Source organism: Pseudomonas sp. CMR5c (assembly GCF_003850545.1).
GTDB classification, from domain to species: domain Bacteria; phylum Pseudomonadota; class Gammaproteobacteria; order Pseudomonadales; family Pseudomonadaceae; genus Aquipseudomonas; species Aquipseudomonas piscis.
The window spans coordinates 5,543,249-5,556,053 of the sequence record NZ_CP027705.1; the positions used below are offsets into that span (position 1 = coordinate 5,543,249).

The window sequence follows — 12,805 nt, forward strand, 5'->3', positions numbered from 1 at the left end:
CCCCTATCAGCGATCTCTGATCCGAGCATCGGGGCTGCAGTAGTCGCTGGAGTGCAGCCCCACAGGCTCGGCTTGCATCTGCCCGTGCTCATCAATCTTGCGCAGCAGCGCGGTGCATTGCTGGTCCTGGAGGAACACCAGCTGGTAGGTCGCGCCAGCCTCAGGCACGAAGCTCACGCTCTGCTCACAGACGGCGCGGAAATTCTCCAGCTGCCCGGGTTCGCTGTTGTAGAACATCAGGGCGAAGGGACGATTGGCCGGGAGCTTGAGTTCGTTGGCGCCAAACCCTTCCTGGCGCCGCATACGGTCGGTCTCGGCGCTCATGGGAATGCCCAGGCTGCGGAACTTGGGATTGGCAATGCCGCGATGCGGCTTGACCATCACGCCCGAGCCCGGTTTGCGCCAGTCGATGCAATCGCTGTATGGCACGCCACGGACCGAGCCCTGAGACACGATGCGAATCAGCGCGGTGTCACCGGCATCCGCCGGAACGCGATAACTGACGGTAGTGGCCTTGAGGGTCGAGACGAAGGTGCAACCGCCCAGGCCCAGGGTCAGGCCGAGCAACACCACAGAGGGAAACCGCATGCTTCATCCTTGGCAGGAGCAGCCATCGGTGGCCGCAAAAGGATGGCGATCTTAACTCGGCGTAATCGGCCTGCCACAGGTTTTTTGCTGCTCGAAAACCACAACTACGGGCTGCTCAAACCAGTCATGGCGGCTACCGAAGCAGCCGCCATGGTCAGGGTCAGTAGCGAGCGTCTGCCGGCCGGCCACCATTGGGCCAGTCCTTGACCTTGTCCGGGAAGTCCGGACGCGGTTGATGGGAGAAGTACTCGGCCACATCCAGGGCTTCCTGATCCGAGAGGCCACCCTGGCCCAGGGGGAATTTCTCGTGGAAGCCGATCGGCATGTTGCGCTTGACGAAGGCCGCGGCGGTATAGGTACGGGCCATGCCGGCGCCGATGTTGAACGACTCGTCGCCCCACAGCGGCGGGAAGATCAGGCTGCCGTCGGCACGCTTCAGGCCTTCGCCATCGGCGCCATGGCACACCGCGCACTGCTTGGCGTACACCTGCTTGCCATTCTCGGCGTTGGGCTTGAGGGCGGGATCGATCTTGCCCACGCCACGCCCGGCCACCTTGTCCTCGGGCCGGGTGTTCATCTTCATCCACTCGAAGTAGGCGACCATGGCTTGCATGTCCGGGCCAGCCACCGGCAGCGGCTTGCCGTGCATGGAGCGGCGGAAGCAACCGTTGATACGCTCTTCCAGGGTAATGGTCTTGCCCGCCCGTGGCGCGTAGCCGGGGAAGAATGCCGAGACACCGACGAAAGGCGACCCATCGGCCACGGTACCGGCGTTGAGGTGGCAGCTGGTGCAATTCAGCGAGTTGCCGACGTTGTCCGGTAGCAGGGCCTTGGTTTCCAGGTGCAAGCGCATGCCGCGTACCAGTTGCTCGGCGTTCGGCGCGGCCAGCAGCTTGGCCAGGCGTGGGGTTTCGAACGGCGTGCTCTCCACTTGCGGGCTCAGTTGGGCACGCATTTTCTTGACCTGGTTGGCGTCGATGGCCGAGCCCTGGTTGCCCCAGCTGCTGCGGACGAAGGTCAGGATTTCGGCGATTTCCTCATCGGCCAGCTGGGCGAAACCCGGCATGGTGTAGACCCGTGGATGGGCCGCGGTCTGGGCGGTCTTCCAGCCGGTCAGGGTGATGTGCAGCAGGGAAGTCGGGTTGCTCGACGCCACGCTGGGGTTGCCCGCCAGGGACGGGAACATTTGCGGTACGCCGGCGCCATCCTGGCGGTGGCAGTCGGAGCAGAACTGCGCATAACCCAGGCCACCACGAGAAGTGAACAGGTTGCTCGGCGGTGCTGCCGGGGCCTGGACCTCGGACGGCATCGGCAGGTCGTCCTTGCCTGCCGGCAACGACTTGAGATAGGCCGCGATGGCGGTCAGGTCGGCATCGGTGAAGTGCTGGGTACTGTGGTGGATCACATCGGCCATGTTGCCCGAGACCGTGGCGAAGCGGTTCTGCCCGGTCTTGAGCAGTTGCACGGTGTCTTCCACGGTCCACAGGTTGCGCAGGCTCAGGGCACGCCACTCTTCCACCGTCTCCCCGGCCAGGTAATGCTGGCCACCGGATTCGGTGTCGCTCATGGCCTTCTCCTGGAAGGCGATGCCCCGTGGGGTGTGGCAGGAACCGCAATGGCCCAGGCCCTGGACCAGGTAAGCGCCACGGTTGAGCTGTTCGTCACGCTGGGGATCGGGCTTGAAGGGCTGCTTGTCGACGAAGGCGAAGTTCCAGAACCACAGGCCCCAGCGCTGGTTGAAGGGGAAGCCCATGTCGGCCTCCAGGTTGCTCTGGGCCACCGGCTCCACGCCATTGATCAGGTAGGCAAAGAGCGCTCGCATGTCCTCTTCGGTCATCTTCGCGTAGGACGGGTACGGCATGGCCGGGTACAAATGGCTGCCATCAGGGGTCACGCCTTCGCGCATGACGCGGTCGAACTCTTCGAAGCTGTAGTTGCCGATGCCGGTGGTCTTGTCCGGAGTGATGTTGCTGGAGTAGATGGTGCCCATGGGCGTCTTCAGCTCCAGACCGCCGGCCATGACCGCGCCGCCACGAGCGGTATGGCAGGCGATGCAGTCGCCAAGCTGGGCCACATACTGGCCACGCTGGATCGTTTCGGCATCGGGGGTGGGGGTAGCTGCCGGAGCAGGCTCGCTACCGTGGGCAGAATGTACGCAGAGCAACGCAGCGCCCAGGAGGCACAAGCGTGACAGAGAAAAAGCCATCAGGTTATTCCTTTAAAACCCGCCTGGGGTGATCCCCTCGGCCGATATCCGCAAAGGTTTTTATTGGTTATCTCGGGCCCTTGGGAGGTAGGCCCGGGGCTCGATACCTTGTGGGTCCGAGCCTGAGTCCCTTGTAGCGGATTTCTCTGAAAACCCTGTTGATATGGATCATGCACCTGTAGGCAATGGCTTATTCACCCTGTTTCTCGGCGTTTTCACTCACTAGCTTCGACACCCAGCCCCGCGGCCTGCCAGTCGGTGAACCCCTCGTCCAGGCGCCGCACCTTGAAGCCCTTGGCCCGCAACAACGCCGCAGCGTTGTGCGAAAGCACGCAGTAAGGGCCGCGGCAGTAGGCCACCAACTCCTGCTCCGACGGCAGCTCCGCCAGGCGCAGTTCCAGCTCATCCAGCGGGATGTTGATCGCCCCCGGCAGGTGCCCCTGGGCAAATTCCTCCGGCGAACGCACATCCAGCAAGGTCATGCCGCCTTCCTGCAAGCGCTGGTGCAACTCGCCCCGGGAGATGGCCTCAAGCCGCGCCGGCTGTTGCACGCTATCGCTAAGCAGGTCGCGAATCTGCCCATGGTTGTAGTCGACGTACTGGCGCAAAGCATCGAGCAAGCCCGCCACCGGGCCTTGGGCCAGGCTGTAGAGCACGCGCTTGCCATCGCGCCGGGTCTGCACGAAACCGCCGCGACGCAACTGCTGCAGGTGCTGGGAAGTGTTGGCTACCGAAAGGCCCGAGGCCTCCACCAGGCGCTCCACCGGCTGCTCGCCGCGAGCGATGTGCTCCAGCAGGATCAAGCGATGGTGATGCCCGAGGATGCGCGCCAACTCGGCCATGTCGGCCAGTGGCTGCTGTGGGGAAAACGAATCGGTCATTGACAGTTCCTGCTGCTTTATTGATCATTCAATCATTAAATTGAATGAAATCTTATCACGGGAATACTTGGCACTGTACTGCCAGGCTCCCGTATCCGAAGGAGTCCTTATGCATGCACTCATGGCGTTGATCTTACCGGCACTGGCGATCGGTGTCGGCGCAACCGTGGTCTTGGATCTCTGGAACCTGTTCCTCGCCCGGTTCCTGAACATGCCCGGCCCCAACTGGGGCATGGTCGGGCGCTGGGTCGGCCACTTCCCCAAGGGCCGGTTCGTGCACCAGAACATCGCCCAGGCGGCGCCAATAGCCGGAGAACAAGCGCTGGGCTGGCTGGCCCACTACCTGATCGGGATCGCTTTCGCGGTACTGTTGCTGCTGACCCAGGACCCGCAATGGCCGTTGCAGCCGACCCTGGCCCCGGCGCTGATCGTCGGCGTGCTGACGGTGGCCGCGCCGTTCTTCCTGATGCAGCCGTGCATGGGTGCCGGAGTCGCGGCCAGCAAGACACCCAAGCCGAACGTGGCCCGGCTGCGCAGCCTGGTCGGCCACTCGGTGTTCGGCCTGGGCTTGTATGGTTCGGCCATGACCTGGGCCTGGGTGATGGGACAGGCCACCTGAGCGTCAACTCCAATTACCAGCGCCCAGGAACCGCGCCAGCGATGAAACCAGCCATCTGCGATCTATGCCTCAACGACTTTCGCTCGGAGATGTTCCATGCCGCCAGCGGCGGCGACCTGGTGCGCTTTGCCGACTACAGCCCCCTGGACGCCAGCTGTGCGGGCCATCCCCATGGCTATGAGTGGTTTTGCGCTGAACACCTGGCCAGCGCCCAGGCTCTGGCCTCGCTGAACCACGCCGATGCCATGGCCAGGCTGTTCCGACAATATGGGCCATTCCCGGAATATCCGCCGCTGGCCCCTAGCGATCCGGCACTGTGGCTCGTCCAGGTCGGCGCCAATCCCGCCCGAGTGTTCGGCATCGTCCGCCAGGCCATGACCCTCAGTCCCCGGCAGGCCAAGACGCTGATGGCCAACGCTCCCTTCAAGGTCATGCAAGCCTGGCCACAGGTGTTCAGGACCTGGCAACAAGCCCTGGAACAAGCGGGGGCCAGCGTCGAGATACGCTACCCTTCGTCAAGATCCGTCCTGGCCGAAAGCGCAGCCCTGCCCAGTCGCTGAAGCGCCTACCCGAAAGCCCTTGAACGCAACTGTCGCCAGCGGCGAATGTTCCAGGCACTTGTGCCGACCGATGGAATCAGAGTTCTGTGTAGCATCGCTACCGATCACCGGTTCCACCTGCCCACGGAAGACCCTGCCCATGCTCGACCACCTGGACCTCAACGCCCTGATCGCCACCTACGGCTACTGGGTGATCTTCGTCGGTTGCCTGCTGGAGGGCGAGACTGTGTTGATCCTCGGTGGCATGGCGGCGCACCAGGGCAACCTGGAGTGGCCCCAGGTGCTCGGCCTGGCCACCCTCGGCGGCATCCTCGGCGACCAACTGCTGTTCTGGACCGGTCGCTACTCCGGCGCCCGGATACTGCCCAGGCTCAAGCGCCACCAGGCCGCCATCGCACGGGTCAAGGGCCTGATCGAGCGCTACCCCCTGACCTCGGTGTTCGCCGTGCGTTTTCTCTATGGCATGCGCCTGGTAGGACCGATGGTCATCGGTGCCAGCGGCCTGGCACCCTGGCGCTTTGCCTTGCTCAATGTGCTCGGGGCCGCGGTCTGGGCCATGTTGTTCGTCGGGGCTGGCTATTGGGCCGGCGAGGCCTTGCAGCATTTTTTCGGCGACCTGAAGCCCTATCGCCTGCCGATCTTCCTCGGCGTGGTGGCCCTGCTGGGACTCGCCGCGCTGGTACGGCACCTGCGCAACCGACACAAGACGAAAACCTCTTGAAGCGGGCGCAAGCCCTGGATCCGGAAATTTCATACTGACCCGGCGACTTTATTTCGTTTGTCCCAGGCGGCCGAGGCCGGCTTAGATAACAGCTCGTTTCCGGCATGCAGAGCCCGTCCCATGAGCTACGAAAATATCAGCCGTTCGATCGCCACTGTCCACCCGATCCAGCTCAGCCATGGGCGCAATGCCGAAGTCTGGGACACCCAGGGCAAGCGCTACATCGACTTCGTCGGCGGCATTGGCGTGCTCAACCTCGGGCACTGTCATCCGCGTATTGTCGCGGCCATCCAGGCCCAGGCCAGCCGCCTCACCCACTACGCCTTCAACGCCGCTCCGCACGCGCCCTACCTTGAGTTCATGGAGCGCCTGGCCCGCTTCATCCCGGTGAACTACCCGGTCAGCGGCATGCTCACCAACAGTGGTGCCGAAGCGGCGGAAAACGCCTTGAAGATCGTCCGCGCCGCCACCGGGCGCAGCGCGGTGATTGCCTTCGACGGCGGCTTCCATGGCCGTACCCTGGCCACCCTCAACCTCAACGGCAAGGTCGCCCCCTACAAGCAGAAGGTCGGCGTACTACCGGGGCCCGTGTACCACCTGCCCTACCCTAGCGCCGACAACGGCGTGAGTGCAGAAGAAGCCTTGAAGGCCATGCAACGGTTGTTCAGCGTCGAGATCGATGTCGGCGAGGTGGCCTGCTTCATCTTCGAGCCAGTGCAGGGCGAAGGCGGCTTCCTGGCTCTGGACCCGGGGTTCGCCCAGGCCCTGCGTCGCTTGTGCGACGAGCAGCGGATCCTCCTGGTGGCCGACGAGATCCAGTCCGGCTTTGGCCGCACCGGCCAGCGTTTCGGCTTTTCCCGGCTGGGTATCGAACCGGACCTGATCCTCCTGGGCAAGAGCATCGGCGGCGGGCTGCCCCTGGGCGCGGTGGTGGGTCGCCAGGAGCTGCTGGACAGCCTGCCCCGAGGCGGCCTGGGCGGCACCTATTCGGGCAACCCGATCGCTTGTGCCGCGGCCCTGGCGACCCTGGAGGAAATGACCGACGAGCATCTGCAAGCCTGGGGCGAGGTCCAGGAACGAGCGATTGTCGAGCGTTACCAGCACTGGAAGTCCAGTGGCCTGTGCCGCTACCTGGGGCGCTTGACCGGGGTCGGCGCCATGCGCGGTATCGAGCTGCTGGATGAGCATGGCGCGCCAGCGTCGGAGCCGTTGAACAATCTGCTGGCCAGCGCCCGGGAAGCCGGCCTGCTGCTGATGCCCAGCGGCAAGTCACGGCATATCGTGCGCCTGTTGGCGCCCCTGACCACGGAAGCGGAAGTCTTCGAAGAGGGGCTGGATATTCTCCAGCAATGCCTGGCGCGCCTGTGACCCCAGGCGCCCCGGGCAGAAAGGGCTAGAACAGATAGCCCATGTAGATCGCCGCACCGCCGCCGGCTTGCAGGCCGGCGTTCATCCCGGCCATGACTACCGCACCCTTGGCCGACTGCAGCAGTTGGCGGTTGACCGTGGTAGCCGCGAAAATCGAGGCCGCAGTGGAATTCACCGCTACCGCCAGGGCCAGCAGCTTGGGGTCCAGGCCGAACAGCAAGGCCGTGGCCGAACCACCCACCCCCAGCCCCGCACCGACTTCGGTGTACAGGCAAGGGCCGGTGATGTCGTCGCTGGTCAGGTCGCGGCTGGCCAGGGCGTCGGAAACGAACACCTTGCCGGTGCTGGGAAAGGCTTCGGCAGCACCGGCGCCGCCGACGGTCTTGCCCTTGATCCGGATATTGACCTTGCCGAAACGCGGCAGGCGGGCGCCGAACCCTACCCCCACCCCAAGGCCGCCATAGTGGTAGTGCACATCCTCGCCCTGGGGCGAGCGCAGTACCAGGGAAGCGCCGCTGCCAGCCAGCAGGGCCACGGTCAGGCCGCCGCCACTGGCGGTCTGGTACTGCCAGCGACTCTCGTTGACCGGGATCGGGATGTCATAGCTCATGGGTTCAAAGTCCTTTTAATGGTTGTGCGGCGCGACGCCCGCGCTGGCTGGCGATGCCGATGAGGCCGGCAATGACGAACACCAGGCCGATCAGGCCCAGCACGCCCGGGGTGGCCCAGAGAGCGGCCGGATCGTCGATCACCGCGCTGTTGGCCGCGCGGTCGGGCTGGTAGTAGACCCGGACCGGCTGGTCTTTCTGGTAGCCGAAGATGAAGCCGCCCTGGGGATAGGAGATCTTCTCCCCACTGGCCGTGGTGAAGGCGATCTCGGGGTGCGAGCCGCCGGCATTCAGGTCGCTGACGATGCCGTCGGCGGTCTGGGCGCTGGCGAGGAATTCGCGGCGGTCGAGGGCAAGGTTGCCGGCGATGACCAGCAGGCCGATGCCGATCAGGGCGAACAGCAGACCCTGGAGGATCTTGCCGAGGCGTGACGGGGTGGAGTTAGCCATGGGCTGTCTCGATATTCGTCCGTGAATGGGGAGGCCAAGATTACAAGAAACCTCGAGCCAGAAAAACCGCTGCCAAGGTGCGCGCACCGTTCGCCAGCGGACCCGGGCCGCCCAGGGTCACGGCCGTGTGCGCCTGCGGGAGACGACTACAAACCGAAAACCCGGCGGGCATTGCCCTGGAGGAATTTGTCCGCGATTGGCGGCGGAAGTTCCAGGGCCTGGACCTGCTCCAGGCATTTTTTCAGCGACAGCTGGGGGAAGTTGCTGCCGAACAAGACCTTGTCCTGGCCGTAAGTACGGATGAAATGCAGCAGTTGCGGCGGGTAGTAGGCCGGCAGGTAAGCCGAGGTATCGATGTGGATATTGTCGTGCTTCCAGGCCAGGCCGATCATCTCGTCGGTCCAGGGATGGCCGATGTGCCCGCCGACGATCACCAGCTCGGGAAAGTCCAGGGCCACCTCGTCCAGGTAGGGCACCGGCCGCCCGGTCTCCGAGGGCATCAGCGGTCCGGTATGGCCGACCTGGGTACAGAAGGGAATCCCCAGCTCGATGCACTTGGCGTACAGCGGGTAGTACAGGCGGTGGTTGGGCGGCAGCTTCCAGAGCCAGGGCACGATGCGCAGGGCCTTGCAGCCCAGTTCGCCCACCGCCCGATCGAGCTCGGCCAGGGCGGCCATGGGCCGGCTCAGGTCCACCGTGGCCACGCCGACGAAACGCTCGGGAAAGGCCCGGGTATAGGCCGCCACTTCATCGTTGCTGAACACCCAGCCCTCGGGCCGGCACCAGGCGCTGAGCATGAGCTTTTCCACTCCGGCCTGATCCATCAGCGCCACGGTCTGCTCGATGCTCACCGGCTGGTCGAGCAGGTGCGCCGAGCCGGATTTCTCGAACAGCCGGGCGACTTCCGGCAACAGCGCCCGCGCGCGGCCATTGGCCGGCTGCGCCCAGGCATCGATGGCTCCCAGTTTCACGGTCATGCTTGCGTCCCTCCAGGCAGATCCAGGTCCAGGCACCACGCTACGCCTGGCGCCAGACGGCAACAATGTTCGCAATGCTCGCCCGGCTTGACCGAAGCGTTCAGCCGCGCTTGACGAATAACCCGCCGGCGGGATGCAATCCGCGATCGCTACCCATTGGAGACATGCCCATGCTGATCCGCGACGCCCGGGCCGAGGACTGCGAAGCCCTGCGGCAATTTCTCGGCGACAACGGCTGGGGCCATCGCATTGGTACCCGCGAGTACTTCAGCCAGTTGCTGGCCAACTCCCAGCGCACGGCAGTGGCATGGCACGACAACAGCATCATCGGTTTTGCCCGCGGCCTCAGCGATGGGCTCTCCAACGGCTACCTGTCCATGGTGGTGGTTGCCCAGCAATATCGACGGCAAGGTACAGGCCGGGCCCTGGTGCAGTGGGTGATGGGCGACAACCCGCAGATCACCTGGGTCCTGCGCGCCGGTCGTCCTGGAGCGGCGCAGTTCTTCCGCTCGATGGGCTTCGAGCCCTCGGACATCGCCATGGAGCGCAAGCGCCATAGCGCCTGATCGCCCTTCACCTGCCGCTCATCCAAGGAGCCCTCATGTCAGAACAACACGACACCAACGCCGACTGGCCACCGGCCGGCTGCCCGCCCCTGGCCTGGCCGGACCTGCCCGATCAGGCCACGCGCCTGGCCTGGTACCGGGCGGCGATTGGCGCCTACGGCGCGTTATGGGAAGGACACATCAACGAACCCGAGCTGACACCCGTCAGCGAAGACGCCTTGCAGGCCCTGGAACAGCGCCTGGGCTGCCCGCTGCCACCGGCGCTGCGCGACTACCACCGCCAGCTGGGGGTGCTGTCCCTGGCCGAGACCCTGTGCAGCGTCGAGCCCGGCGACATCTCGATCCAGCCTCTGCTGGAGGCCTACCCCGGCATCGTCGAGATCGACGAGCAATACCTGGACCTGGCACTGGCGCAAAGGCTGGTGGCCTTCGGCGACTACCTGGGCAACGGCAACCTGTTCTGCTTCGAGCGCGACACCGGCGCGGTCTACTACTTCGACCACGATAGCGGCATGGCCCTGACGCCTTTCTTCGATTCGCCGCAGGACTACCTGGACGCGCTGATGCTGCTGTGCCTGGCCGAGGTACATGACGACGATGACGGCGTCGAAGCGCTGATCAGCCAGCGCTATGGCGAGGATCTGCTACGCAAGTGGCGCTACTGACCTCCCCGCCCTCAAGATCGGTCATCAACCGCCAGTCTTCACCCGTATCGGCTGTTCCTGGTAACGCTCGGGAAACAGCTGCTTGAGGTGCACCACCTTGGGCAGGTCATTGATCACGATGTAGGGATAGCCAGGGTGCTCGGCAAGAAAATCCTGGTGATAGGCCTCCGCCGGGTAAAAGGTCTGGTCCGGCTCCAGGCGGGTGGCAATGGGCTTGGCGAACGCCCGCCCTGCATCGAGCTGGGCGATGTAGGCCTGGGCCACCCGTTGTTGCTCGGGCGTCTGCGGGAACAGCGCCGAGCGGTACTGGGTGCCGCTGTCCGGCCCCTGGCGATTGAGTTCGGTAGGGTCGTGGGCCACCGAGAAGTAGATCTGCAGCAAGCTGCCGTAGCTGACCTGGGCCGGATCGAAGGTCACCTGCACCGACTCGGCATGCCCGGTATCACCTTCGCTGACCCGCTGATAGTCCGCCGTCTGCGCCGCGCCCCCGGCATAACCGGACACCGCGCGCTGCACGCCTTTGACATGGGCAAACACGCCCTGCACACCCCAGAAGCAACCACCGGCAAATACCGCCGTCTCGCTAGGGGCCGGATTGCGTTCATCCAGCGCTGGCGGTGCGATCACCACCGCGTCACCGGTACCGCCAAGGGAAAAGGCCGAGCACTGCCCCGCCAGCCCCAGCACGGTCATTGCCAGCACTGCGCCCAGAATGTTTTTCATACCTGCCTCTCTTGCCATGAGTGAACCTGCAGGGCCGCGCCCGGCCTTTCCACGATCCAGACCAACCGACTGTCGTGTCCCCGCCTCTCAACCAAAAGTGAAGGCATAGGCCTGCACCCCTGGTTCGAGAAACTCGATGCTGAAGGTGTGCTCCGCCACATCGCCGGCCTGACGCACCAACTGGTACAGGCGCTGCTCGGTCACCTGGCCGCTGCCGTCGGGCGCCACATCCACGCCGTGGTCCGCCCCCGGTGCATGGCCGTCGATCAGCACCTTGAAGCGCACTGGCCGACCATCGCTCCCCGGACCCAGTACCAGGTGCAGGTCACGGGCGTGAAAGCGGTACACCAGCGCCCCGCCTGGCGCAGTGGATCGAGCACTTTCGGCACCGACCTTCCACTGCCCGCGCAGGCCCCAGTCGTTCAGCGCCAACTGCGCCGGCACGTCATAGGCCGCGATGGTGTCCGGCGCCAGGCTGGCCTGGGGCACGAAGTTCTCCGAGCGCTGGTAGCCGACGTAGGTTTCCGGCGAGCGCACCTCGTTCATGTCCGCCGCTTGCTGCACCCCCTTGGCCTCGGCCTGGATCAAGCCACCGGTGACCTGGGCATTGCCGGCCTCGCGCAGCAGTTGCTGGATCACTCGCTCAGACTCGGCGTACTCACCCTCGCCGAAGTGCTGGTAGCGAATGCGCCCCTGGGCATCGGCGAAGTAGTGCGCCGGCCAATACTGATTGTCGAAGGCACGCCAGATCCGGTAGTCGTTGTCGATGGCCACGGGATAGTCGATGCCCAAGTCCTTCACGGCCTTGGTGACATTGCCCACGTCCCGTTCGAAGGCGAACTCCGGGGCGTGTACACCGATCACCACCAGCCCCTGGTCGCGGTACTTCTCGGCCCAGGCTTTGACATAGGGCAGGCTGCGCAGGCAGTTGATGCAGGAGTAGGTCCAGAAATCCACCAGTACCACCTTGCCCTTCAGCGCCTCGGCACTCAGGGGGGGCGAGTTGAGCCACTGCACGGCGCCACTCAGCGGCGGCAACTGGCCCTGCACCGGCAAGGCCGGCGCGGACATGGCGCCAGCGGCAGCCATCATTGCGCCGCCGAGGTGATCTTGCGCCTGCATCGCCCCCTCCGGTGCGGCCGCCCCACCCGTCAACCGTCCCACCAGGGCCTGCTCCAGGCCGGCGGTGGAGGCCGTGGAAAGACGCGCCAGAATCCCGGTGTCCCAGCCCATGGCAATGGCCGCGACCCCGGCGAGCATCGCTGCCCCCAGGCCCTTGCGCAGCCATTCACCGGCGCCCAGGGAGCGCTTCATGGCGGCGAATACCTTGCCACCGAGCAACAGCGCCACGGCCAGCGAGGTCGCAGCGCCGCCCGCGTAGGCCAGCAACAGCAGGCTGGTCGCGAGGTTGGCGCCCTGCAATGCCGCCCCGGTCAGCAACAGCCCGAGAATCGGCCCGGCGCACGGCGCCCAGAGCAGGCCGGTGGCAACGCCGATCAACAATGAAGCGCCGGGCCGCGGCCGTGGGTCGTGGCCGGCAGCCTCCGACAGCCGCCCGCCCACCGCAACCAGCGGCCGGGTCAGGCGCTCGGCCAACCGCGGCAGCAGCAGCGTCAGCCCGAACAGTGCTACGCACAGCAACGCGAGCCAGCGACCGTACTGATTGGCTTGCACCACCCAGGCGCCGCCCACCGCCGCCAGGCTCGCGACCACGGCGAAGGTCAGGGCCATGCCCAGCAACAGCGGCAAGCCACTGCGCAAGAACGGCTGGCCGGTGCGAGCGAAGACAAAGGGCAATACCGGCAGAATGCAGGGGCTGACAATGGTCAGCACACCACCGAGATAAGCGAGAAGCAGTAGCCACATGAGGTCA

The 12,805-nt window shown here is 65.2% G+C and carries 14 protein-coding genes; 6 read left to right on the forward strand and 8 right to left on the reverse strand.

Annotation, left to right across the window (positions count from 1 at the left end; genetic code table 11):
* Nucleotides 1-6 precede the first annotated feature (6 nt).
* The 3 genes from C4K40_RS25490 to C4K40_RS25500 form a co-directional block, all read right to left on the reverse strand.
* Nucleotides 7-588: a hypothetical protein gene (locus tag C4K40_RS25490; RefSeq protein WP_053131833.1), complete on the reverse strand. Its 582-nt coding sequence runs from the start codon at nucleotides 586-588 to the stop codon at nucleotides 7-9.
* A 160-nt stretch (nucleotides 589-748) separates the two neighbouring features.
* Entirely contained in the window at nucleotides 749-2,794 is a 2,046-nt protein-coding gene (locus C4K40_RS25495; RefSeq protein WP_053131836.1) for a c-type cytochrome, read from the reverse strand.
* A gap of 215 nt (nucleotides 2,795-3,009) precedes the next feature.
* Nucleotides 3,010-3,675 (reverse strand): metalloregulator ArsR/SmtB family transcription factor, encoded by a 666-nt coding sequence (locus C4K40_RS25500; RefSeq protein WP_053131838.1) that lies wholly within the window; start codon nucleotides 3,673-3,675, stop codon nucleotides 3,010-3,012.
* 109 nt (nucleotides 3,676-3,784) lie between these two features.
* On the opposite strand from C4K40_RS25500, the gene C4K40_RS25505 reads away from it, so the two are divergent.
* From C4K40_RS25505 to C4K40_RS25520, 4 genes are all read left to right on the forward strand, one after another.
* Nucleotides 3,785-4,294, forward strand: coding sequence for a DUF2938 domain-containing protein (locus tag C4K40_RS25505; RefSeq protein ID WP_053131840.1), 510 nt, complete (start codon nucleotides 3,785-3,787; stop codon nucleotides 4,292-4,294).
* A gap of 41 nt (nucleotides 4,295-4,335) precedes the next feature.
* A complete protein-coding gene (locus C4K40_RS25510) occupies nucleotides 4,336-4,854 on the forward strand; it encodes a hypothetical protein (RefSeq protein ID WP_022640737.1) in 519 nt (172 codons plus the stop codon).
* 139 nt (nucleotides 4,855-4,993) lie between these two features.
* Nucleotides 4,994-5,575, forward strand: coding sequence for a DedA family protein (locus C4K40_RS25515; protein WP_053131842.1), 582 nt, complete (start codon nucleotides 4,994-4,996; stop codon nucleotides 5,573-5,575).
* Nucleotides 5,576-5,695: 120 nt separating this feature from the next.
* The gene (locus tag C4K40_RS25520; protein WP_053131845.1) at nucleotides 5,696-6,943 is read left to right on the forward strand and encodes an aspartate aminotransferase family protein; all 1,248 of its coding nucleotides are present in this window, start codon (nucleotides 5,696-5,698) and stop codon (nucleotides 6,941-6,943) included.
* A gap of 25 nt (nucleotides 6,944-6,968) precedes the next feature.
* On the opposite strand, the gene C4K40_RS25525 is transcribed toward C4K40_RS25520, so the two are convergent.
* The 3 genes from C4K40_RS25525 to C4K40_RS25535 all read right to left on the reverse strand — a co-directional run bounded on the left by C4K40_RS25525 (nucleotide 6,969) and on the right by C4K40_RS25535 (nucleotide 8,978).
* Nucleotides 6,969-7,553, reverse strand: a complete 585-nt coding sequence (locus tag C4K40_RS25525) for a hypothetical protein (protein WP_022640740.1) — start codon at nucleotides 7,551-7,553, stop codon at nucleotides 6,969-6,971.
* A 4-nt stretch (nucleotides 7,554-7,557) separates the two neighbouring features.
* Nucleotides 7,558-8,001 (reverse strand): DUF3592 domain-containing protein, encoded by a 444-nt coding sequence (locus C4K40_RS25530; RefSeq protein ID WP_022640741.1) that lies wholly within the window; start codon nucleotides 7,999-8,001, stop codon nucleotides 7,558-7,560.
* A gap of 146 nt (nucleotides 8,002-8,147) precedes the next feature.
* Complete coding sequence (locus C4K40_RS25535; protein WP_022640742.1) at nucleotides 8,148-8,978, reverse strand: amidohydrolase family protein; 831 nt, start codon at nucleotides 8,976-8,978, stop codon at nucleotides 8,148-8,150.
* A 170-nt stretch (nucleotides 8,979-9,148) separates the two neighbouring features.
* Here C4K40_RS25535 and C4K40_RS25540 point away from each other — a divergent pair, with 170 nt between their 5' ends.
* Both C4K40_RS25540 and C4K40_RS25545 read left to right on the forward strand, forming a co-directional pair.
* Nucleotides 9,149-9,544: a GNAT family N-acetyltransferase gene (locus C4K40_RS25540; protein WP_053131848.1), complete on the forward strand. Its 396-nt coding sequence runs from the start codon at nucleotides 9,149-9,151 to the stop codon at nucleotides 9,542-9,544.
* A 35-nt stretch (nucleotides 9,545-9,579) separates the two neighbouring features.
* Entirely contained in the window at nucleotides 9,580-10,209 is a 630-nt protein-coding gene (locus C4K40_RS25545) for an SMI1/KNR4 family protein (RefSeq protein WP_053131851.1), read from the forward strand.
* 24 nt (nucleotides 10,210-10,233) lie between these two features.
* Here the strand turns inward: C4K40_RS25545 and msrA are convergent, their stop codons facing one another.
* Nucleotides 10,234-10,932, reverse strand: a complete 699-nt coding sequence (gene msrA / locus C4K40_RS25550; protein ID WP_053131854.1) for a peptide-methionine (S)-S-oxide reductase MsrA — start codon at nucleotides 10,930-10,932, stop codon at nucleotides 10,234-10,236.
* Between the two features lie 87 nt (nucleotides 10,933-11,019).
* Nucleotides 11,020-12,798, reverse strand: a complete 1,779-nt coding sequence (locus tag C4K40_RS25555; RefSeq protein WP_053131857.1) for a cytochrome c biogenesis protein DipZ — start codon at nucleotides 12,796-12,798, stop codon at nucleotides 11,020-11,022.
* Nucleotides 12,799-12,805: the final 7 nt, after the last annotated feature.